We start from the raw sequence: 21,106 nt of genomic DNA, 5'->3' as shown, positions 1-21,106 counted from the left end.
AATCATCATCGGCGCGTATGCGCCGCTCGCGCTGATCTGGATCAAGCGTCGCGATTGGCGCGCAGCACGCGCACCGCGGCGCGCGCCGCGACCCACGCCTCGTTGGTCGGCTCGACGACCACCGTGACCGCACTCGACGCGCACGACACGACATGCGCATGATCGGCATTCGCGCGCGCGTCGAGCACGATGCCGAGCCAGCCGAGCGACGCGCAGATCCGCTCGCGCAACACCGCCGAGTGTTCGCCGATGCCGGCCGTGAACACCAGCATGTCGAGGCCGCCGAGCAGCGCGGTCAGCGCGCCGGTCTCGCGCACGATGCGATGGACGTACAGCGCCAGCGCATCGCGGGCAGCTTCGTCCCCGGCCGCCTCGCGCGCGAGCAGCACGCGCGGGTCGCCCGACGCGCCCGACACGCCCTTGAGCCCCGATTCGTGATACAGCATGTGTCCCAGCTCGTCGCCGGACAGCTTGCCGGCCTCGAGCAGGTGCAGGACGACACCGGGATCGAGCGTTCCGCTGCGCGTGCCCATCATCAATCCGTCGAGCGCCGAGAAGCCCATGGTCGTCGCGACGCTGCGGCAGTCGCGCAGCGCGCACAGGCTCGCGCCGCTGCCGAGATGGGCGGCGATCACGCGGCCGTACGCACGGGCGCCGAACGACTCGTCGAGCGCGACGGACAGGTATTCGTACGACAGCCCGTGGAATCCGTAGCGGCGCACGCCCTGGTCGAACCACGCATGCGGCAGCGGCAGCAGCTGCTCGACGCGCGGCAGCGTGCGATGAAACGCCGTGTCGAACACGGCGATCTGCGGGACGTCCGGAAACGCGTCGCGCAGCACGTCGATCGCATCGAGGCTGTGCGGCTGATGCAGCGGCGCGAGCGGCGTCAGCGTGCGCAGCGCGTCCAGCACGTCGTCGTCGACGAGCATCGGCTCCACGTAGCGTGCGCCGCCGTGCACGACGCGATGCGCGATCGCGCCCAGCGCGACATGCGGCAACTTCACGCGGATCCACGCCGCGATCCGCGCGAGCACGGCGCGGTAGGGATCGTCCGCCGTGCCGAGCGGCAGCGAACCGTCCGGCTCGGCGTCGAAGCGGATCGACACGCTGTTGCCGGCCGCGACCGCTTCGCCCTCGTGCAGCGGCCGCCGCGCGGGGTCGCCGTGCGGCGGGCAGGCAAAGAGCGCGAACTTCACGCTCGACGAACCGGCATTGACGACGAGCAGGGCGAGCGTACGCATCGGCCGGCTCAGTGCGACATCAGGACCGGCAGCGTCATCGACGCCAGCACCGTGCGGGTGGCGCCGCCCATCACCAGCTCGCGCCAGCGCGGATGGCCATAGGCGCCCATCACGAGGAGGTCGGAACCCGTTTCATACGCGCGCGACAGCAACGTATCGCCGACCGTCGGGCCGGCACCGGTATCGATTTCGAGCACGTTCACGTCGCGTGCGTGGCGCGCCAGCATCAGCGCGGCGTCGGCGGCCGGAATGCGCGTGGCCGCCGCTTCCGAAGCGCCATCGACCACGGCGGCGACCGTCGCGCGCTTCGCGTGTTCGAGAAAGGGCAGCGCGTCGTGCGCGGCGCGGGCCGCCTCCCGGCTGCCGTCCCACGCGATGAACACCCGCTCGCCGATCGACGGGAATTCGCCCGTGTACGGCACGAGCAGCACCGGGCGACCGGCGGACAACACGAGGTTCTCCGGAAACTGGTCGTCGATGTAGGTCTCGGGATCGTTCGGGTCGCTCTGGCCGGCGATCACGAGGTCGGCCAGGCGTGCGGCGCGCGGCACGGCCAGGTTCGCGCGGTCGTCGGCACGCACCCACGCGGCCGGCACTTTCGCGCGGGCCGTCTCGGCGTGGAACAGGCGTTCCAGCGCGGCGAGCCGCTCGTCGCGCTGTGCGCGTTGCTCGCGGAAGTAATCGGCGGACCCGGCCATCACGTAGAACGAATGCGGTTCCGGCGTGTAGACCGCGAACAGGCCGGTCAGGTGCGCACCGAAGCGCCGGGCGAGGCGCAGCGCGAACTCGAGGCGCGAATGCGCGCGGGCGCTCGTATCGAGGTGCACGACTATGCTCTTGTAGCTCATCGGAATCGCTCCATCGACGGGGGAACCGCCAGTGCAATCCAGTCTACGGAGCAGGGTTTCCGCGTACTTGACTCAGATCAACGGCTCCGTTGCGCGATGCCCGCACAGTGAAGCGGTCGCGATGCCGATCCCGATCCCGGGCAGGCGGCACGAGGCGCGATGCCAACCCATTGACCGGATCGAACGAGGGACGCCGATGAGTACGTACGCTTTGACGACACCGAACGACGCTTGCCGCGCGGGCTGCGATCTCGCGCTGCGCATGGTCGCGCAGAACCGCGACTGGCAGCACGAATGGCACGCGCTGGCAGGGCGGCGCATCGAGCGGGACCGCGCCGCGGTGCGCCTCCTGCAGCAGGCGCTGGCGGACACGAAAGAGTGGACGGCCTTCGGCGAGGCGACCCGGCAGGTGATGCGCGACTACGCGATCGCGAGCGTCGCGATCTGGCAGGATGCCGCCGAGCTGTGCATGCGTGCGCAATACGAGAACGCCGGCGCATGGCGTACCTGGTTGCGCGAATACGGCGCGGGCGCGATGTCGCGTTATCAGACCGACTGGCTGCCCGACCTGGGGCGGCTGGCGGTGGTCAACGAAGCCAGCATGCCGTGGGCCGACTGGATGACGGCGCTGGAGCGCGGGATCGAGGACGCGAACGACGGGGCGCCGGTTGCCGTGCGCCGCCTGAACGGCACGACCGGCGCGCAGGAGAACGACCATGTGCGCTGATCGGGTCGCGTTCGTCACGGGCGGCATGGGGGGCCTCGGCGCCGCGATCAGCCGTCGCCTGCACGATGCGGGCATGACGGTGGCGGTGTCGCATACGGAGCGCAACGACCACGTCGCGACGTGGCTCACGCACGAACGCGAGGCGGGCAGGACGTTCCACGCGTTCGAGGTCGACGTCGCCGACTACGATTCGTGCCAGCACTGCGCGGCACGCGTGCTGGCCGAGTTCGGGCGCGTCGACGTGCTCGTCAACAACGCCGGCGTCACGCAGGACGCCACCTTCGTGAAGATGACCAAGAGCATGTGGGACGCGGTGCTGCGCACCAACCTCGACGGCATGTTCAACATGACGAAGCCGTTCGTGCCGGGCATGATCGAGGCGGGCTTCGGGCGGATCGTGAACATCGGCTCGGTGAACGGTTCGCGCGGCGCATACGGGCAGGCGAACTACGCGGCCGCGAAGGCCGGCATCCACGGCTTCACGAAGGCGCTGGCGCTCGAGCTCGCGCGCCACGGCGTGACGGTCAACACGGTGGCCCCGGGCTATCTGGCGACCGCGATGCTCGAGACGGTGCCGAAGGAAGTGCTCGACACGAAGATCCTGCCGCAGATCCCGGTCGGCCGCCTCGGCAATCCCGGCGAGATCGCCGAGCTCGTCGCGTTCCTGTGTTCCGACGCGGGGGCTTTCGCGACCGGCGCGGAATTCGATGTCAACGGCGGCATGCACATGCGATGAACGCATCCGTCATGCGCATGCCGATCGAGCACGAGTCGATGCGGCCAACGGCTACGAACGTACCGGCGTCGCACCCGGCCGGATGCACGCCGGCCCGGCCGTCGCCCGCCGACGAATGGAACCGCGCCGCGCATGCGAACGTGGCCGCGATGACCTTCGGGCTGTCGCCCGTGTCGCTCGCGCTGGCCACGCTCGACTGGGGCGCGCATCTGGCCGTGTCGCCGGGAAAATGCTTCGAGCTTGCGACGCAGGCGTGGCTGGCTGCCGTGGCACCCGCGGCCAACCGGGAAGGCGAGGGCAAGGGCGAGGCCGACGATGGCGGCGCGGGCGGCCTGGCCGTGCACGCCGGGCAGGCCGATGCGCGCTTCGCCGCGCCCGCGTGGTCCGGATGGCCGTTTCGCACGTACCGCGACGGCTTCCTGTCGATCCAGCGCTGGTGGCGCGACGCGACGCGCGGCGTGCCGGGCGTCGAACGGCATCACGAGGAACTGGTCGGATTCGTCGCGCGACAGTGGCTCGACGCATGCTCGCCGGGCAATTTCCTTGCGACCAACCCGGTCGTGCTCGACGCGACGATGCGCAGCGGCGGCGCGAATCTCGCGGCAGGCTGGCGGCACTGGCTGGAAGACGCGCACGCGCTGCTCGAGCGCACGCACGGCACGCGGGCCCGCGATACGCGCGCCTATCTGCCGGGACGCGACGTGGCGATCACGCCGGGCCGCGTCGTCTGGCGCAACGCGTTGTGCGAGCTGCTGCAATACGACCCGACGACGGCCGGCGTGGCGCGCGAGCCGATCCTGATCGTGCCGTCGTGGATCATGAAGTACTACATCCTCGACCTGCAGCCGCACGATTCGCTGATCCGCTTCCTGGTCGATGCCGGCTACACGGTGTTTGCCGTGTCGTGGCGCAATCCGGGCGCGGAGGCGCGCGAGCTCGGGCTCGACGATTATCTGCGCGACGGGTGCATGGCGGCGCTCGACGCCGCCCGCTCGATCTGCGGCGAAGCGGTCCACGCGGTCGGCTACTGCCTCGGCGGCACGCTGCTGGCGATCGGCGCGGCGGCGCTCGCGCGCGACGGCCGCCAACACGAGGCGTTGCGCTCCGTCACGTTGCTCGCGGCCCAGACCGATTTCAGCGAACCCGGCGAACTCGGCCTCTTCATCGACGCGAGCGAACTGTCCGCGCTCGATGCGCTGATGTGGCGGCAGGGCTACCTGGACGGCGCGCAGATGTCCGCCGCGTTCCAGTTGCTGAACGCGCGCGACCTGATCTGGTCGCGCATGATGAGCGAATACCTGCTCGGCACGCGCACGAAGCCGAACGACCTGATGTCGTGGAACGAGGACACCACGCGCATGCCGTACCGGATGCATACGGAATACCTGACGCGCCTCTTTCTCGACAACGATCTCGCGGCCGGCCGCTACTGCGTCGACGGGCGGCCGGTCGCGCTGTCGGATATCGACGTGCCGACGTTCGTGGTCGGGACCGAGCGCGATCACGTGTCGCCCTGGCGTTCCGTCTACAAGCTCCATCTGCTCACGCACCACGCGCTGACGTTCGTGCTGACCTCCGGCGGCCACAATGCCGGGATCGTGTCCGAACCCGGCCATCCGGGACGCCACTATCGCTGCGCGACGCGCGAGCCCGGCGCGCCTTACCGCAACCGGCGCGACTTCGTGAGCGAAACGCCCGCGCTCGACGGATCGTGGTGGACGTGCTGGCGCGACTGGCTGCATGCGCATTCGTCGGGCGAGGTGCCCGCACGCGTTCCGGCCGCCGGCTTCGGCGCAGCGCCCGGCAGCTACGTGCTGGAGACCTGAACATGAACCTGAACCTGCATCCGGATCCGTCCGCCGGCGCGTGCCTGCCCGGCCTGTTGCCGCGCGCGGACGGCGAACTGCCCGCCCTGATCGCGCGTGCGCGCCATGCGCCGCCGCTGACGGTGGCCGTCGTGCATCCGTGCGACACGGCCAGCCTCGTCGCGCTTGCCGCGCTCAACGCGTCGCCGCTGGGCGCATCGATCGAACCGCTGATCGTCGCGCCGCGCGCGAAGGTGTTGCGCGTGGCGAGCGAGGCGGGCGTCGATCTCGCGAAATGGACGATCGAGGACGTTCCCCACAGCCACGCCGCGGCGGCCCGCGCGGTGGCACTCGCGGCGTCGGGCCGCGCCGGCGCGCTGATGAAGGGCAGCCTGCACACGGACGAGCTGATGGGGGCCGTCGTCGCCGCGGAATCGGGCCTGCGCACCGACAAGCGCATGTCCCACTGCTTCCTGATCGAGGCGCCGGCGTATCCGCGGCCGTTCATCCTGACCGACGCCGCGGTGAACATCGCACCGGATCTCGCGCAGAAGGCGGCCATCACGCAGAACGCGATCGACGTCGCGCATGCGCTGGGCGTCGCGCGCCCGCGCGTCGCGGTGCTGTGCGCGGTCGAGACCGTCAATCCGGCGATGCGTTCGACGCTCGACGCGGCGGCCCTCGCGAAGATGGCCGAGCGCGGGCAGATCACGGGGGCGGTCGTCGACGGCCCGCTCGCGTTCGACAACGCGATATCGCAGCGGGCCGCGCGCGAGAAGGGGATCGACTCGCCGGTTGCCGGCCGTGCGGACATCCTCGTCGTGCCCGATATCGAAGCGGGCAACATGCTCGCGAAACAGCTCGAATACCTGGGCGGCGCCGCGAACGCGGGCGTCGTCGTGGGCGCGCGCGTGCCGATCGTGCTGACGAGCCGCGCCGACGGCGTCGCCGTCCGGGTCGCATCCTGCGCGCTCGCGGTGTTGCTGGCACAGGTCCGGCATGACGCCGCCCCGATGCCTGAACAGGCCCCCCTTTCGATGGAGGAATTGCGATGAAAGCACTCGTGTATCACGGCCCCGGGCGCAAGGCGCTCGAACGGCGGCCCAAACCGGAACTGCAGTCGCCCACCGACGCGATCGTCCGCGTGACGCGCACGACGATCTGCGGCACCGATCTGCACATCCTCAAGGGCGACGTGCCGACGTGCGAGCCGGGCCGCGTCCTCGGCCATGAAGGCGTGGGCATCGTCGAGCAGGTCGGCGCGGCGGTCGATTCGCTGAAGCCGGGCGACCACGTGCTGATTTCGTGCATCTCGTCGTGCGGCCGCTGCGAGTACTGCCGCCGCGGACTGTATTCGCATTGCACGACCGGCGGCTGGATCCTCGGCAACCGGATCGACGGCACGCAGGCCGAGTTCGTGCGCATCCCGCATGCGCCGACCAGCCTGTACCGAATCCCGGCCGGCGCGGACGAGGACGCGCTCGTGATGCTGTCCGACATCCTGCCGACCGGCTTCGAATGCGGCGTGCTGAACGGCAAGGTGCAGCCGGGCTGCTCGGTCGCGATCGTCGGCGCGGGGCCGATCGGGCTGGCCGCGTTGCTGACCGCGCAGTTCTATTCGCCCGCGCGGATCATCATGATCGACCCGGACGGCAACCGGCTCGAGGTCGCGCGGCGCTTCGGCGCGACCGACTGCATCGACGGCCACGGCGGCGACCCGGTCGCGGAAGTGATGAAGCTGACCGACGGCGTCGGCGTGGATTGCGCGATCGAAGCGGTCGGCATTCCGGCGACGTTCGAGATGTGCACGTCGCTCGTGGCGCCTGGCGGGGTCGTCGCGAACGTCGGCGTGCACGGCGTCAAGGCCGATCTGCACCTCGAGAAGCTGTGGGATCGCAACATCTCGATCACGACGCGGCTCGTCGACACGGTCAGCACGCCGATGCTGCTGAAGACGGTAGGCGCCGGGCGCCTCGATCCGGCGCGCCTGATCACGCACCGGTTCTCGCTCGACGACGTGGAAAGCGCGTACGACACGTTCGGGCGCGCCGCGCAGACCCACGCGCTGAAGGTCATCATCGAAATCGGCTGAATGCCGGGCCGCGCGTGGCGGAAACCGGGTGCTTCCGCCGCCCGTCACGCGCGGCCGGCGTTGCGCCGGCAGTCAGGACGACAGCGCGGCGGGCTCCTGCGTGTTGTTTGATTCAATCGCGTCCAGATCGACGCACTGCTCGTAGGTCGGCACCTCGCACGGCCAATGCAGGCGCTCCGAGATGCGCCGGCGCATCGCATCCGCGGCAGCGGGTTCTCCATGCGTGACGAAGGTCCGCACGGGCGCGCCCTGCATCGTGCCGAGCCACTTCAGGATCTCTTCGTAGTCGGCATGGGCCGACAGCGTCGTGATCGACTCGACCTGCGCGCGCACGCGCACGTACTCGCCGTGAATCTTCAGCGTCGGCTCGTGCGCGGCCAGTGCCGCGCCGCGCGTGCCGGCGGCCTGGTAGCCGACCAGCGCGATCGTGTTGCGCGCGTCGGGCGCATGGCGGCTCAGGTGATGCAGCACGCGCCCGCCGGTCGCCATCCCGCTGCCGGCGATGATGACCATCGGGCCGTGGTGTTCGGCGATCGCCTTGGACTGCTCGACCGAGCGGATCATCGTGGCCACGTGGCCGAGCGCATTCGCTTCGGAGGCCGTCAGCCGGTGTTCGAGGATATGGTGGCGATAGATCTCGGTCACGTCCGTCGCCATCGGGCTGTCGACGAACACCGGGACGCGCGCCATGCGGCCGGCCGCCTTCAGCCGCGCGATGTAGTGCAGGATCTCCTGCGCGCGGCCGACGGTGAAGCAGGGCATCACGACGACCCCGCCGCGCGCGAAGGTCTTGTCGAACATCCCGGCCAGCTCGTTTTCGGGATCCGACGCCGGATGCAGCCGGTCGCCGTACGTCGATTCGACCACCAGGTAGTCGGCATGCGCGGGCGGGCGCGGCGGTTGCATGATCGGGTCGTGATACCGGCCGAGATCGCCGGAGAACGCGAGCACCTTGTGGTCCCAGTGCATCACGACGCTCGCCGCGCCGAGGATGTGCCCGGCCGGCAGCAGGCGGAACGACAGGCTGCCGCCCAGCGCGGTGCATTCGTCGAAGGCGACGGGTTGCAGCAGGCGCAGCGCGCGCTGCGCGTCGTCCAGCGTGTAGAGCGGTTGCGCGGGATGATGCTTCGAATAACCGTGCCGGTTCGCGAAGTCGGCTTCCTCCTCCTGCAGCCGCGCGCTGTCGCGCAGCATGATGTCGCAGAGTTCGGCCGTGGCCGCCGTGCAGTACACCGGCCCGCGATAGCCTTCGCGGGCCAGCACCGGGAGATAGCCGGTGTGATCGATGTGCGCGTGCGTGAGCACGACCGCGTCCAGCGTGTCGGGCGCGAACGGCAGCGCGCGCCAGTTGCGCAGCCGCAGGTTCTTGGTCCCCTGGAACAGGCCGCAATCGACCAGGACGCGCCGGCCGCCGTGCTCGAGCAGGTACTTCGAGCCGGTCACGGTTTCGGTCGCACCGAGAAAAGTCAGTTTCATGGGGTGCCTCTGCGGGAGTCGACGGAACAGTAAATCGATTACATCCCGAACGCGCGGGCGGCGGTTGACCGAAATCAGGAATTGCGGGATCCCCATGCCGGCCGGGCGAGATTCCCGGCCGGCGCGCGGTTTGACGACGATCAAGCATGGGCCCCGGCGGCGGCAGGATAGTGAGTTGGTGCGTGCATGCGGTGTCGGGACCCCGTTATCCGCGCATGCCATGCGCGCGATGCGTTCGGCATCACGCGTCGCCTCACGAGTCTTTCGGGATGAACCCATCATGACGTTGATCGCCAATCTGGATGGTGCCGGGCACCTTTACCGACTGTGCTTCGTCCGCGCGCCCTGGGCGTGGTTTACCTGCTTGCCGCTCGACGAGCAATGCGGCGAGCGCTGGGCGGACGTGCCGTACCAGAATGCCGCGAAACCGCCGTACAGCGATTCGCGCGTGCAATTGCTCCGGGTCGCGTTCGACGCGCCGGGTCTGTTACCGCCCGAGGCCGGGCGGCACGGGCATGCGTGGAGCGTCCAGCAGATCAACCACGGCGCGGCGCCATGGCTGCGCAGCGAGGATTTCGTCGACGCGCTGACGCTGACCGTGCCGGCCGGGGTCACGCTCGCCACGTTCGTCGAACGGATCGAGGCCGCCGGCGGCACCGTCTACGGGCCGCTCGGCTGGGCGGAATTGCCGCCGTGGCAGCGGCCCGACGTGGTGGCGCAGACGGGCTGAATGGGGCTGAGCGGGACTGAATGCCGGTGCGGCGCGCTTGTCGGCGCGCGTCAGCCCGCATCGCCCCAGCCGCCGCCGAGCGCGACGTAGAACGCAACCGTATCCTGCAGGCGCTGCGCGACCGTCTGCAGCCACGCAATCCGCGCCTGATGGTATTGCAAGTCGGCGACCAGCAACTGGACGTAGCCGGCAATCCCCGCGTCGTAGCCGGCCTGCGTGAGCTTCAGCGCGTCACGAGCCGCGGCCATCGCGCGCGCCTGCGCATCGAGCGCCGCCGCGTCGTTGGCGAGCGCGCGCAACGTGTCGGCCACCTGCGAGAACGCCGACAGGACGACCTGCCGATAGGTCGCATCGGCTTCGTCGTACGCATCCTGCGCGGCGCGCCGCTGGTTCAGCAGCGAGCCGCCATGAAAGATCGGCGCGGTGAGTGCGGCACCGGCACTCCACACGCGGCCGGCGGGCGAGAACAGCTTGCCGGCGACGACGCTGTCGAACCCGCCCGATGCGGACAGCGAGAGGTTCGGGTAAAGCGCGGCCGTCGCGACGCCGACCCGCGCGCTGGCCACGTGCAACTGGGCTTCCGCCTGCAGGATGTCGGGGCGGCGGCGCACCAGCGACGACGGCGCCGTGTCGGGCAGGCTGGCGGGCGGCTCGATCCCGTCGAGCGACAGGTCCGGCGTCCGCCAGTCGGCCGGGTAGCGGCCGGCCAGCAGCGCGAGCAGATCGTCGGCCTGCGCGCGTTTCTGGTCGAGCGCGGGCAGCGTCGCCTCGAACGACGCCCGCTGCGATTCCAGCGTCAGCACCGCGACGTAGGCTGCCGCGCCGGCCGTCACCTGCGCGCGCGTCAGACGAACCTGCTCGTCGAGCAGGCCGATCATTTCGCGCGTCGCCGCGGCTTCGTCGCGATAGGCCGCGCGCGCGACCATCGTATTGACGACGTTCGCGGTCAGCATCAGGTAGGCGCCCGCCAGCGCCTGCCGTTGCGCATCGACGTCGGCCGCGAGCGCTTCGACCTGGCGCCGTTCGCCGCCCCACAGGTCGAGCGTGTAGCTGACCGTGGCCGACAGCGTGAACAGGTTGAAGATCGACGCCGGCAACGCCTGGCCGGTGCGCAGCGGCACAGCGCGCTGGCGCGACGCGCCGGCCTGTGCATCCACCTGCGGAAAGAAGATCCCCTGGCCGGCCCGCAGCGCGTGCTCGCTGCGCCGCAGCGTCGCTTCGGCGAGATCGAGCGTCGGGCTGCCGGTCAATGCTTCGGCGACGGTCGAGTCGATCGCGCGGCTGCCGAAGCGTGTCCACCAGTCGCGCGTGAGCGCCGCGTCCGCCGACAATGCCTGCGTCCGGCCGCCGCCGCTCCAGGAGCCGGACGCCGCGCCCGGATCGTCGGGCGGCACGAAGCGCGCGACGCGCGGCGCGGGGGGCGGGACGAAATTCGGCCCGACCGTGCACCCCGCGAGCAGCACGGCGACGGCCAGCGCGCCGGTGCCGCGGCGCAGCGCGCGCGCGCGGCGGGCCCCGTTATTTGCCTGCGACGTAGACATCGACGATCTGCCCGGGAAACAGCCGCACATTCCTGTTCGGCAAGATACGGAAAATGACCGGCAGCACGCGCACGTCGACGCGCTCGGTGCGCTGGTCGGACAGCTCGATCTTCGGCGTGACGTATGGCTGCACGCGCACGAACTGGAGATCGGCCTCGACCGATGTGCCGCGCACGAACATGTGCGCCTTCAACGCATGCAGGTCGGGTAACTGGTGGATCAGGATCTCGTCGATGTAGCAGCGGACCTGCAGCCGGTCGACCGGCGTGCCGAGCACCACGACCGGCGTGCTGCCCCGCGTATAGGTGTCGTAGAGCCCCTGCGAGGTCAGGTAGGCCCCCACGGCCGCGTTCATCGCCAGGACGGTCCCGTCCGCCGGCGCACGCAGCGTGTAGCGGGCGAGCAGTGCGGCCGCAGCGTCGGCCGCGCGCCGCAGCGCGATGGCCTGCGCTTCCTGGTTGCGCACGTCGTAGCTCCATGCGCCGGCCTTGGTCAGACGATACTGCCGCGTCACGACGTCCAGGTTGGCCGCCGCGACGCGCACCGCGTTCGCGGCCGTGTCGAGCGCGTCGCGGCTGACCGCCTTCGGATCGATGTCGTACGCGTGCCGCTGCTTGTCGTACTGGTCCTGCGCGAGCTTCAGGCTCGCCTGCGCGGCCGCCGTTTGCGCACTGGCCACGTCGAGCACCTCGCGGCGCGGCTGCGCCTTCAGCTCGTCGAGCAGCGCGGCGGCCGCGTCGGCCTGCGCCGCGAGCTGGGCGGCGGTCGCGCGTTGCACCGAGTCGTCGATCGTCAGCAGCGCGTCGCCGGCCTTCACCGGATCGCCGTCGTGCACGAGGATGCGCGTCACCGCGCCCGAGACGTCCGGATAGACGTTCACGTTCGCGCCGGCCGGCTGCTCGCTCTCGACGATGCCGTTCGCATAGACGCCGCGCGCGTACGGATTGGCGGCCGGCTTGAATACCGGCGGCTGCGGCGGCTCCTGGCGGCTGTAGACCCACGCGGCGAGGACGCTTGCCAGGAAGCCGAGCAGGGCCGCCACGAACACGAGCCGGTGTTTCATCGTGCACCTCCGCGCTCGATGCCGTTCAGCTTGCCGTCTTCCATCCGCAGGACGCGATCCGCGTACTCGAAGATCCGCGCGTCGTGCGTGACGATCACGATGCAGCGCGTGTCGTCGAGCACCTTGTGCTTGACGAAGTCGATGATCATGCGGCCCGTGTCGCCATCGAGCGACGCGGTCGGCTCGTCGAGGATCAGCAGGTCGGGCTGGCTGACGATCGCGCGCGCGATCGCGACGCGCTGCTGTTCGCCGCCGGACAGCTTCACGGGCGGCAGTTGCGCGCGGTTTGCGAGCCCGACCACGTCCAGATACGCGTGCGCTTCCTTGAGCGCGTCGTCCCACGGCCGGCGCCTCAGGATCAGCGGGATCGCGACGTTCTCCGCGGTCGTGAGCCGCGGGAACAGGTGGTAATCCTGAAACACGAAACCGATCCGGTTCAGCCGGAAATCGGCGATCGCGTCGTTCGGCTGCGCCCACAGGTCGACGCCGTCGATCGACACCGAACCGCCGTCCGGCCGCAGGATGCCGGAGATCACGCTGAGCAGCGTCGTCTTGCCGCTGCCGGACGGCCCGACGATCAGCAGCATCTCGCCGAAGTTCGCCTGCATCGACACGTCGCGCAGTGCCTGCGTGCGCGCGTCGCCTTCGCCGAACCATTTGCCGACGCCGCGCGCGTCGATCGCGATGCCGGCCATCGTCAGCCCCGGAAGATGTCGAACGGCTCGATGCGCAGCACGCGCCGCACGCCGAGATAGCTCGAAATCGTCGCGATCACGACCACCATCCCGAACGCGAGCGACAGGTTGCCGTACGTGATGAGCGCCGCATAGTCGGGAATCCGCAGTTTCGCGAGACTGATCATCAGCACGCACAGCCCGACGCCGATACCGTAACCGGTCAGCGCGGTGAACGTCGCCTGGAACAGGATCATCGCGACCAGCTCGCGGCTTTTCGCGCCGATCGCCTTCAGCGCGCCGAATTTGTCCAGGTTCTCGAGGATGAACGCATAGAACGTCTGCCCGGAAATCGACAGGCCGATGATGAAGCTGATGATCGTCATCAGCATGATGTTGGTGCCGAGCCCGGTCTCGTACTTGTAGAAGCGCGCGATCTGCGCGATGAATTCGTCGCGTGTGTACGCGCGATAGCCGAGCGCTTGCACGACGGCCTTGATGTGGGCGATGTCGGCATCCGACTTGGGCTCGACGAGGATGTAGGAGGTCGTGAAGCGTGGCGACGGAATGTAGCGGATCGCGCGGGCGTAGGTGGTGTAAAGCGTCGGCGTGCCGAACAGGCCGCTCGCGGCGACCTTCGCGATGCCGACGATCACGCCGCGATGATCGTTCAACTCGAAATCGGTGCCGACGGACGGATTCTCGAGTTTCCGGAACTCGGGATCCTGAATCGCGATGAAGCCGTTTTCCGCGTAGATGTCCTCGATGCGGCCCTGCAGCATCGTCGGGCGGCCGAGCAGGCTGGCGTCGTCGAGGCCGACGACCGTCACGGCCTGGTAGGTGCCGGAGCGCAGCTTGACGAGCGCGCCGCCGGAATAGAGCGGCACCGCATACTTGACGCCGTCGATGCTGCGCACCGCGTCGAGCACGTAGTCGGGCATGCCGATGCTGTTCGCGATCGTCTTCACGGCCGGGTCCATCACCCATACCTTCGCGCCGATATTGATGACCGACGCCGACGACTTGTTCAGGATGCCGGCGAACAGCGACGTCATCTCGATCATCAGCAGCACCGAAAACGTGATGCCGACGATCAGCGCGGTGAATTTCGCGCTGTCGTTGACGAGCAGCTTGAACGCGAGACGCAGGATGCCGTTCATGATGGCGAATCCGACGCGTCCGGCCGTGCGCCTAGCGCCCGGACGGCGCCGGATCCAGCTGCGCGACGAACGCCACGATGCCCGACACGAGCGCGACGATCGCGTACGGGACGACCCGCTCGTCGATCAGCATCGCATGCACGACGCCCAGCAGCGACGCGAGCGCGATGAATACGCAGAGCGTCGCAAGCGCGTTTCGGTATCGCAGACCCATCATGACGTTCTCCCGGGAAGCGGCCGCCGTGGACATAGCTGCCACTGGTTGCGCAAGACATGGCGCCATGATCGCGTGCCGCGCGCCGGCACGATTGATCTGTATCAACGGACGAATCCCGGCATCACGGAATCGACGCCCCGCTCAAGTCATCTGACCAATCGTCTTGCGGAACCGCGTCAGCGACAGCAGGAACAGCACGCAGCCGATCGCGAACAGCGCCGCGAACTGGGCCCACACCGCATCGAACCTGGCACCGCGATACAGGATCCGCTGCGCGAGTTCGACGAAATGCGTGGTCGGCGCGGCCAGCATGATGTCCTGCACGACGGGCGGCATGCTTTCGCGCGGCGTCAGGCCGCCCGACAGCAGTTGCAGCGGCAGCAGCACGAGGACGAGCAGCATGCCGAACTGCGGCATGCTGCGCACGAGCGTCGCGAGAAAGATCCCCATCGACGTCGTCGCGAACAGGTGCAGCGCCATGCCGGCCACGAACAGCGGCACCGATCCCGGAATCGGCACGTGCAGCGCGCCGCCCACGACGAACGTCAGCGACGCGACGGCCGCCGCCGCGACGACGAGCCCCATCGACCAGACCTTCGCGAGCATGATTTCCGCCGCGGTCACCGGCATGACGAGCAGATGCTCGATCGTGCCGTGCTCGCGCTCGCGAATCAGCGCGGCGCCGGTGAGGATCATCGATAGCATCGTCACGTTGTTGATCAGTTCCATCAGCGCGCCGAACCAGACTTCGTCGAGATTCGGGTTGAAGCGCATCCGCATCGCGAGATCGACGGGCGGCAAGGGCGTGCCGCGATGGCGCCGCACGAACGCATCGATCTCGCCCGACACGATCTGCTGGACGTAACCGCCGCCGGTGAACGCCTGCGTCATGCGGGTCGCATCGACGTTGAGCTGGACCGTCGCGTGACGGCCGGCGAGCACGTCGCGCTGGAAGTCGGGCGGAATGTCGAGCGAGAACGTGTAGTCGCCGTTGTCCAGCCCGCGATCGGCCGCGCCGGCGTCGACGAGCGGGGGCGGCGCGAACTGCGGCGGGAAGAACGCCGCCGCGATGCGCGCCGACAGCGGCGACGCATCCTCGTCGACGATCGCGATCGGCACCTTGTGCAGCGTTTCCGGGCGCGCGGTGGCCGCGACGTAGATCGACGCGCTGAACGTATAGACGATCAGCGCGAGCAGGATCGGGTCGCGGGCGAGGCTCCACAGTTCCTTGACCCCGAGCCGGAAAATGACGAGCAGGCGCGACATGGTCAGCGCTCCTGCTTGCGCAGCAGCACGCCGGTCATGACCAGGATGACCGGCACGGCCGCGAGCATCGGCCAGAACTGGGACGACAGGTCGGCCAGCCCGAGCGCCTTGTTGTAGACGCCGCGGCTGATCGCGAGCATGTAGGTGGCCGGATAGACGGTGCCGACCCACTTGCCGCTGCCCTCGAGCGACGACAGCGGCGTGAGCAGGCCCGAGAACTGCACGACGGGAATCAGCGTGCCGACGATCGTCATGAAGATCGCGGCGATCTGGCTGCGGGTAAACGTCGAGGCGAACAGCCCGATGCCGGTGGCCACGACGTTGAAGATCAGCACCGCGGCCGCCAGCGTCGCGAAACTGCCCTTGATCCGCACGCCGAACACGAGGTCGGCCAGCACGACCATCAGCAGGAAGTTCAGCATGGCCAGCATCACGTACGGCGCCTGCTTGCCGAGCAGGAATTCGGCCCGCGTGACGGGCGTCACGTACAGATTGACGATCGACCCGAGCTCGCGTTCCCGCACGACGGCGAGCGCCGTCAGCATCGCGGGCAGCATCAGCAGCAGCATCGGCATGATCGCGGGAATCATGGCCGGCAGGCTCTTGACGTCCGGGTTGTAGCGATAGCGGATCGCGATGTCGACGGCCGGCGCGAGCGACACGCCGAGCCGGCGCTTCGCCTGGTCGCGCAGCCAGTTTTCGTGCATGCCGGCCACGTAGCCGCGGATCGTCTCCGCGCGCATCGGCATCGCGCCGTCGACCCATGCGCCGATCTCCACGCGGCGGCCGCGCGCGACGTCGCGCGCGAAACCGGGCGGGATCTCGAGCGCGAGCGACAGCCGGCCGTTGCGCATGCGGCGCTCGATGTCGCGGTCGTCGGCGAGCGGCGCGCGCGGCACGAAGTAGCGGGAACCGGCGAGGTTCTGCGCATAGTCCTGGCTCAGGATCGACTGATCGCGGTCGAGCACCGCGAACGTCAGGTTGTCGACGTCGAGACTGATCCCGATGCTGATCACGCACATCAGCACGAGCGAGCCGAACAGCGCCAGCGTCGCGCGCAACGGGTCGCGTCGCAGCTCCAGCACTTCGCGCCACAGATAGCTGCCGGTGCGCGCCGGGCTGAACCATGCCGCCGCACGACCGGCGCCGGCCGCCGCGGGCGGCGCGGCGAGCCAGGCGGCGTCGGCCGGCGCATCGGCCGGCGCACCGTCCGCGCCATCCGCTTTCTGCGCGTCGCTCAGGTAGCCGATGAACGCGTCCTCGAGCGTGGCGGCGCCGCGCAGGCGCACCAGTTCCTCGGGCGCGGCGCTCGCGAGCACGCGGCCCGCATGCATCAGCGAGATGCGGTCGCAGCGCGCGGCCTCGTTCATGAAGTGCGTCGAAATGAAGATGGTGACGCGATCGTTGCGCGCGAGCTCGATCATCAGCCGCCAGAAGTCGTCCCGCGCGACCGGATCCACGCCCGACGTCGGTTCGTCCAGGATCAGCAGCTCGGGCTTGTGCACCATCGCCACCGCGAGCGAGAGCCGCTGCCGCATGCCGAGCGGCAGGCGCTCGGGCAGCGCGTCGAGGGCGTCGGCCAGCCCGAAGCGCGCGACCATTTCGGTCACGCGCGCGGGCACGTCCGCCTCCGGCACGCCGAACAGGCGCGCGTGCAGCACGAGGTTCTGCCGGACGGTCAGTTCGCCGTAGAGCGAAAACCCTTGCGACATGTAGCCGACGCGCCGGCGCGTGTCGATGTCGTTCGCGGCGACCGGCCGGCCGAACAGCGTTGCCGTGCCGTCCGACGCGGGCAGCAGGCCGGTGAGCATCTTCATGGTCGTCGACTTGCCGCAGCCGTTGGAGCCGAGAAAGCCGAAGATTTCGCCGCGGCGGATCTGCAGGCTCACGTGGTCGACCGCGACGAAATCGCCGAACCGCATCGTCAGCCCGTCCGCCTCGATCGCGTAGCCGGCCGCCCGATCGGCCTGGAACGGCGCGATCACGACCGGCTGGTGTCCGTGCCGGCGCGCCTCCGGGAGCAGTGCGATGAACGCGGCTTCCAGCGTGTCGCAACCGGTGCGCTCGAGCAGCTCGCCGGGGCTGCCGGTTGCCAGCACGCGGCCGGCGTCCATCGCGATCAGCCGGTCGAGACGGCGGGCCTCGTCCATGTAAGCGGTGGCGACCAGCACGCTCATCGCCGGGCGGGCGGCGCGAATGCGGCCGATCAGCTCCCAGAACTGCGCGCGCGACAGCGGATCGACGCCGGTCGTCGGCTCGTCCAGGATCAGCAGGTCGGGATCGTGGATCAACGCGCAGCACAGGCCGAGCTTCTGCTTCATGCCGCCGGACAGCTTGCCGGCCGGGCGGTCCAGGAACGGCTGCAGCCCGGTGCTGCGCGTCAGCGCGTCGATCCGTCGGCGCCGCTCCGCCGCATCGTGGCCGAACAGTCTCGCGAAGAACTGCAGGTTCTCCTCGACCGACAGCGTCGCGTACAGGTTCCGGCCGAGGCCTTGCGGCATGTAGGCGATGCGCCGGCACACGCGCGCGCGATGGCGGCGCGACGACAGGTCGCCGTCGAGCGTCCATACGCGGCCCTGCTGGATCGCGCGCGCGCCGGAAACGAGCGCGAGCAGGCTCGACTTGCCGACGCCGTCCGGCCCGATCAGCCCGATCATGCGGCCGGCCGGGATATCGAGCGTCACGTCGTCGAGCGCGGCCTTGTCGCCGTAGCGCAGCGAGACGCCGGACAGCCGTGCGACCCAGCCCGGATCGGCCGACACCGGCGCAGCGCCGGTCGCCCCGGCATCCGTCTCGACGGGCGGCGCCGCTTTCATTGCGGCACCCTGATCGCGAGGCGATCCGGCCAGCCCGCGTGCGGGTCGGTCTTCAGCCACGCCACGCCCGGCAAGCCGGTCTTGACGAGCTTCAGGTGGCGCTGCAACAGGTCGCGATCGATGCGTGCCTTCACCCGGAACATCAGCTTCTGCCGCTCGGTGGCCGTTTCGACCGTCTTCGGCGTGAACTGCGCGGTGCTCGACACATAGGACACGCGTGCCGGAATCACGTATTCCGGTGCCGCATCGAGCACGATCCGCACGTCGGCGCCGAGCGGGACCCGGCCGACGACCGCTTCGGGCAGGAAGAACGTCATGTACACGTCGGACAGGTCGACGACGTTGAGCACCTTGCCGCCTGCCGGCAGGACTTCGCCCGACTCGGCAATCCGGTACTGGACGCGCCCGTCGCGCGGCGAGGTCAGTTCGCTGTCCGAGAGGTCGGCCCGCACGCGCGCCACGGTCGCCTGCGCGGCCGTCACGGCCGAGCGCGCCGCGACGAGCTGGGCCTGCGTGGCGTCGATCGCGGCCTGAGCGGCTTGCACCTGGGCCCGCGCGGCATTCACGGTCGCGCGCAGGCTGCCGGCGCGCGCGCGATCGTCGTCCAGTTCCTGCATCGACGACGCGCCGTCGCGCGACAGCGTTTCGGACCGCGCGAGCCGCCGCGTGGCCGCGTCCAGCTCGCTTTCCCGCTGCACGACGACGGCCGCGGCCGCGGCCTTGTCGCTGCGGCGCTGCGCGACCTGCGCGTCGATGCTCGCCGCGGTGTTCACCGCCTGCTGCTCGCGCGCCCGTGCCTCGTCGAGCTGCGCCTGCAGGACGACGACGTCCATGCGTGCGAGCGGCTGGCCGGCCGTCACGAAGTCGCCTTCGTCGACGAGCATCGCGGTGACGCGCCCCGGCAGCTTGGTCGCGACGTCGATTTCGGTCGCCTCGATGCGGCCGTTGCCGCTGACGAGCCCCGCATCCGCCTGGCCGTCGTGCCAGCGCGTCCATCCGTAGTACGCGAGGCCGATCGCAAGCACGGCCGCACCGATACCGATCAGAAGAGGGCGCGGGATGGTTTTCATGGTGTGTTGTCCGAGTCGGTCGAAAGGGGCGCCGTTGCCGCGGCAGTCTTGCCGGTGTCGATCACGCCGCCGCCGAGCGCGCCGTACAGCGCGACGCGGCTCGACAGCAGCGCACGACGGGTCGTGACCAGCTGCTGCTCGGCGTTCATCAGGTCCCGCTGCGCATCGAGCACCTCGAGGAAGCGGGTTGCCCCGCTGTCGTAGCGCAGCTTCGCGAGGCGCGCCCGCTCGGCCTGCGACGCCAGCGTGGCGCGCTCGATGGCGACCTGGTCGGCGAGCCAATGGCGCGCGGCGAGCGCATCGGACACGTCGCGGAACGCGCGCTGCAGCGTCTGTTCGTAGCGGGCGAGCGCTTCTTCGCGTTGCGCGCGCGCCAGTGCGAGATTCGACCGGTTGCGGCCGCCGTCGACGAGCGGCAGCGTGACGTTGGGAATCACCGACCACACGCCGGACCCCGACGACAGCAGGTCGTGCAGCGCGCTGCTTCCCGAACCGATCGCACTCGTCAACGCGATGCGCGGAAAGAATGCCGCGCGCGCCGCGCCGATGTTCGCGCGGCTCGCCTGCAGTTCGCGCTCCGCCGCGATCACGTCCGGGCGCCGGGTCAGCAGTGATGAAGGCAGGCCGGGGGCGAGCGACGGCAGCACCGCGCCGTCGTCGAGCGCGAGCGGCGTGGCGCCCAGCGCCGGCGGCGCACCGACGAGCAACGCCAGCGCATCGGCCGCCGTCGCGCGGGCCTGCTGCAACTGCACGCCGAGCGATTCCGCCTGCTGCAGCAGGATCTCCGATTGCGTGAGATCGAGGCGCGAGATCGCGCCGGCCGCGTGACGAAGCCGGAAAATCCGCAGCGATTCGCGGCGGGTGTCGATCGTCGCGCGGGTCAGCGCGATGCGTTCGTCGATCTCGCACAGGGTCAGATACGCGTCCGCGACACCGGTGACGACGCTCAGCGTCACCGCCTGCCTGGCTGCGTCGCTCGCGAGGTAGCGCTGAAGCGCTGCTTCCTTCAGGTTGCGCACGCGGCCCCAGAAATCGATCTCCCATTGCGTCTCGGCCAGCTGGACTTGATAGACCTGCCCGATGACGGGCACCGGAGTGAGAAAGCCGCCCGGCGTGCGAAACCGCGCGTAGGCCGCGCCCGCAGCGATCGTCGGCCATTGATCCGCGCCGCGGATGCCGTACACCGCGCGCGCCTGCTCGACGCGGGCAACCGCCGCGCGCAGATCCCGGTTGTCGGCGAGCGCCTGGCCGATCAGTGCGCGCAGGCGCGGGTCGACGAAGTAAGCCTGCCAGTCGGGCACGGGCGCGGCGGGTGTCGCGTCGGCGGACGGCTCCGGAAAGGACGCGGGAATCGGTGCGGCGGGACGCTCGTCCGGTGGCGCAAGCGACAGGCAGCCCGACAGCAGCCCCATGCCCGCCGCCAGCGCAATGGCACGCATGCGCCGCACGACGGCAGGATGACAGCGAACGGGAAGCGCGGCAGCGCGCATGGAATGCCTCGTCGAATACGGAAATGCGGGAATTCGGGATGGCGCCGCCCGCGGGGCGTCGCCGCTTCGGATTCACTTATATCCGACGATTACCGGGTTTCCCCTTGATCTGTGTCACTCGGGCGGGGATGCGTTTCGAGGGGCCGCTCGC

The 21,106-nt window shown here is 69.8% G+C and carries 18 protein-coding genes; 6 read left to right on the top strand and 12 right to left on the bottom strand.

Annotated elements, in window-relative coordinates; all coding sequences use genetic code 11:
• Window positions 1–41: 41 nt before the first annotated feature.
• Together DIE12_RS03790 and DIE12_RS03785 are read right to left on the bottom strand one after the other, a co-directional pair.
• Window positions 42–1,244: an acetate/propionate family kinase gene (locus DIE12_RS03790; protein ID WP_124519780.1), complete on the bottom strand. Its 1,203-nt coding sequence runs from the start codon at window positions 1,242–1,244 to the stop codon at window positions 42–44.
• Between the two features lie 8 nt (window positions 1,245–1,252).
• The gene (locus DIE12_RS03785; protein ID WP_124519781.1) at window positions 1,253–2,092 is read right to left on the bottom strand and encodes a universal stress protein; all 840 of its coding nucleotides are present in this window, start codon (window positions 2,090–2,092) and stop codon (window positions 1,253–1,255) included.
• A gap of 196 nt (window positions 2,093–2,288) precedes the next feature.
• Between DIE12_RS03785 and DIE12_RS03780 the strand changes: the two genes are divergently transcribed.
• From DIE12_RS03780 to DIE12_RS03760, 5 genes are read left to right on the top strand one after another with little or no spacing between them, the layout of a single operon-like run.
• The gene (locus tag DIE12_RS03780; protein ID WP_124519782.1) at window positions 2,289–2,819 is read left to right on the top strand and encodes a hypothetical protein; all 531 of its coding nucleotides are present in this window, start codon (window positions 2,289–2,291) and stop codon (window positions 2,817–2,819) included.
• The gene (locus tag DIE12_RS03775) at window positions 2,809–3,555 is read left to right on the top strand and encodes a beta-ketoacyl-ACP reductase (protein ID WP_044846537.1); all 747 of its coding nucleotides are present in this window, start codon (window positions 2,809–2,811) and stop codon (window positions 3,553–3,555) included. The genes DIE12_RS03780 and DIE12_RS03775 overlap by 11 nt, the downstream gene beginning before the upstream one ends.
• The gene (locus tag DIE12_RS03770; RefSeq protein WP_124519783.1) at window positions 3,552–5,381 is read left to right on the top strand and encodes an alpha/beta hydrolase; all 1,830 of its coding nucleotides are present in this window, start codon (window positions 3,552–3,554) and stop codon (window positions 5,379–5,381) included. Before DIE12_RS03775 ends, DIE12_RS03770 begins: the two co-directional genes overlap by 4 nt.
• 2 nt (window positions 5,382–5,383) lie before the next feature.
• Window positions 5,384–6,415 carry a bifunctional enoyl-CoA hydratase/phosphate acetyltransferase gene (locus DIE12_RS03765; protein ID WP_124485950.1) on the top strand — a complete coding sequence of 344 codons (1,032 nt, stop codon included), beginning with the start codon at window positions 5,384–5,386 and terminating at the stop codon, window positions 6,413–6,415.
• Window positions 6,412–7,452, top strand: coding sequence for a zinc-dependent alcohol dehydrogenase family protein (locus DIE12_RS03760; protein ID WP_124519784.1), 1,041 nt, complete (start codon window positions 6,412–6,414; stop codon window positions 7,450–7,452). Before DIE12_RS03765 ends, DIE12_RS03760 begins: the two co-directional genes overlap by 4 nt.
• A gap of 72 nt (window positions 7,453–7,524) precedes the next feature.
• Here DIE12_RS03760 and DIE12_RS03755 read toward each other — a convergent pair whose 3' ends face one another.
• Complete coding sequence (locus DIE12_RS03755; protein WP_124519785.1) at window positions 7,525–8,928, bottom strand: MBL fold metallo-hydrolase RNA specificity domain-containing protein; 1,404 nt, start codon at window positions 8,926–8,928, stop codon at window positions 7,525–7,527.
• Window positions 8,929–9,208: 280 nt separating this feature from the next.
• On the opposite strand from DIE12_RS03755, the gene DIE12_RS03750 reads away from it, so the two are divergent.
• Window positions 9,209–9,658, top strand: coding sequence for a hypothetical protein (locus DIE12_RS03750; RefSeq protein ID WP_124519786.1), 450 nt, complete (start codon window positions 9,209–9,211; stop codon window positions 9,656–9,658).
• A gap of 50 nt (window positions 9,659–9,708) precedes the next feature.
• On the opposite strand, the gene DIE12_RS03745 is transcribed toward DIE12_RS03750, so the two are convergent.
• The 9 genes from DIE12_RS03745 to DIE12_RS03705 all read right to left on the bottom strand — a co-directional run bounded on the left by DIE12_RS03745 (window position 9,709) and on the right by DIE12_RS03705 (window position 20,955).
• Window positions 9,709–11,199, bottom strand: a complete 1,491-nt coding sequence (locus DIE12_RS03745) for an efflux transporter outer membrane subunit (RefSeq protein ID WP_124519787.1) — start codon at window positions 11,197–11,199, stop codon at window positions 9,709–9,711.
• Window positions 11,177–12,262 carry an HlyD family secretion protein gene (locus DIE12_RS03740; RefSeq protein WP_124519788.1) on the bottom strand — a complete coding sequence of 362 codons (1,086 nt, stop codon included), beginning with the start codon at window positions 12,260–12,262 and terminating at the stop codon, window positions 11,177–11,179. Before DIE12_RS03740 ends, DIE12_RS03745 begins: the two co-directional genes overlap by 23 nt.
• Window positions 12,259–12,963: an ABC transporter ATP-binding protein gene (locus DIE12_RS03735; RefSeq protein ID WP_185640954.1), complete on the bottom strand. Its 705-nt coding sequence runs from the start codon at window positions 12,961–12,963 to the stop codon at window positions 12,259–12,261. The genes DIE12_RS03740 and DIE12_RS03735 overlap by 4 nt, the downstream gene beginning before the upstream one ends.
• Window positions 12,960–14,096: an ABC transporter permease gene (locus DIE12_RS03730; RefSeq protein WP_124519790.1), complete on the bottom strand. Its 1,137-nt coding sequence runs from the start codon at window positions 14,094–14,096 to the stop codon at window positions 12,960–12,962. The genes DIE12_RS03735 and DIE12_RS03730 overlap by 4 nt, the downstream gene beginning before the upstream one ends.
• Before the next feature lie 31 nt (window positions 14,097–14,127).
• Window positions 14,128–14,313: a DUF2964 family protein gene (locus DIE12_RS03725; protein ID WP_124519791.1), complete on the bottom strand. Its 186-nt coding sequence runs from the start codon at window positions 14,311–14,313 to the stop codon at window positions 14,128–14,130.
• Window positions 14,314–14,454: 141 nt separating this feature from the next.
• Window positions 14,455–15,579: an ABC transporter permease gene (locus DIE12_RS03720; protein ID WP_124519792.1), complete on the bottom strand. Its 1,125-nt coding sequence runs from the start codon at window positions 15,577–15,579 to the stop codon at window positions 14,455–14,457.
• A gap of 2 nt (window positions 15,580–15,581) precedes the next feature.
• Window positions 15,582–18,395 carry a ribosome-associated ATPase/putative transporter RbbA gene (gene rbbA, locus DIE12_RS03715; RefSeq protein ID WP_124519793.1) on the bottom strand — a complete coding sequence of 938 codons (2,814 nt, stop codon included), beginning with the start codon at window positions 18,393–18,395 and terminating at the stop codon, window positions 15,582–15,584.
• Window positions 18,392–19,465: an HlyD family secretion protein gene (locus tag DIE12_RS03710; protein ID WP_124519794.1), complete on the bottom strand. Its 1,074-nt coding sequence runs from the start codon at window positions 19,463–19,465 to the stop codon at window positions 18,392–18,394. Before DIE12_RS03710 ends, rbbA begins: the two co-directional genes overlap by 4 nt.
• Entirely contained in the window at window positions 19,462–20,955 is a 1,494-nt protein-coding gene (locus tag DIE12_RS03705) for an efflux transporter outer membrane subunit (RefSeq protein WP_124519795.1), read from the bottom strand. The genes DIE12_RS03710 and DIE12_RS03705 overlap by 4 nt, the downstream gene beginning before the upstream one ends.
• Between the last annotated feature and the right edge of the window lie 151 nt (window positions 20,956–21,106).

It is taken from the genome of Burkholderia sp. Bp9015, from assembly GCF_003853505.1.
Classification (GTDB): domain Bacteria; phylum Pseudomonadota; class Gammaproteobacteria; order Burkholderiales; family Burkholderiaceae; genus Burkholderia.
This window is presented reverse-complemented; position numbering and strand designations above follow the sequence as displayed.

Excerpts from the sequence above, each read along its gene's own strand:
- DIE12_RS03775 (WP_044846537.1), top strand. The coding sequence starts at position 2,809 with ATGTGCGCTGATCGGGTCGCGTTCGTCACGGGCGGCATGGGGGGCCTC.
- DIE12_RS03730 (WP_124519790.1), bottom strand. The coding sequence starts at position 14,096 with ATGAACGGCATCCTGCGTCTCGCGTTCAAGCTGCTCGTCAACGACAGC.
- DIE12_RS03755 (WP_124519785.1), bottom strand. The coding sequence starts at position 8,928 with ATGAAACTGACTTTTCTCGGTGCGACCGAAACCGTGACCGGCTCGAAG.
- DIE12_RS03705 (WP_124519795.1), bottom strand. The coding sequence starts at position 20,955 with ATGCGCGCTGCCGCGCTTCCCGTTCGCTGTCATCCTGCCGTCGTGCGG.
- DIE12_RS03770 (WP_124519783.1), top strand. The coding sequence starts at position 3,552 with ATGAACGCATCCGTCATGCGCATGCCGATCGAGCACGAGTCGATGCGG.
- DIE12_RS03760 (WP_124519784.1), top strand. The coding sequence starts at position 6,412 with ATGAAAGCACTCGTGTATCACGGCCCCGGGCGCAAGGCGCTCGAACGG.
- DIE12_RS03745 (WP_124519787.1), bottom strand. The coding sequence starts at position 11,199 with ATGTCTACGTCGCAGGCAAATAACGGGGCCCGCCGCGCGCGCGCGCTG.
- DIE12_RS03720 (WP_124519792.1), bottom strand. The coding sequence starts at position 15,579 with ATGTCGCGCCTGCTCGTCATTTTCCGGCTCGGGGTCAAGGAACTGTGG.
- rbbA (WP_124519793.1), bottom strand. The coding sequence starts at position 18,395 with ATGAAAGCGGCGCCGCCCGTCGAGACGGATGCCGGGGCGACCGGCGCT.
- DIE12_RS03740 (WP_124519788.1), bottom strand. The coding sequence starts at position 12,262 with ATGAAACACCGGCTCGTGTTCGTGGCGGCCCTGCTCGGCTTCCTGGCA.
- DIE12_RS03785 (WP_124519781.1), bottom strand. The coding sequence starts at position 2,092 with ATGAGCTACAAGAGCATAGTCGTGCACCTCGATACGAGCGCCCGCGCG.
- DIE12_RS03790 (WP_124519780.1), bottom strand. The coding sequence starts at position 1,244 with ATGCGTACGCTCGCCCTGCTCGTCGTCAATGCCGGTTCGTCGAGCGTG.
- DIE12_RS03750 (WP_124519786.1), top strand. The coding sequence starts at position 9,209 with ATGACGTTGATCGCCAATCTGGATGGTGCCGGGCACCTTTACCGACTG.
- DIE12_RS03780 (WP_124519782.1), top strand. The coding sequence starts at position 2,289 with ATGAGTACGTACGCTTTGACGACACCGAACGACGCTTGCCGCGCGGGC.
- DIE12_RS03710 (WP_124519794.1), bottom strand. The coding sequence starts at position 19,465 with ATGAAAACCATCCCGCGCCCTCTTCTGATCGGTATCGGTGCGGCCGTG.
- DIE12_RS03725 (WP_124519791.1), bottom strand. The coding sequence starts at position 14,313 with ATGATGGGTCTGCGATACCGAAACGCGCTTGCGACGCTCTGCGTATTC.
- DIE12_RS03765 (WP_124485950.1), top strand. The coding sequence starts at position 5,384 with ATGAACCTGAACCTGCATCCGGATCCGTCCGCCGGCGCGTGCCTGCCC.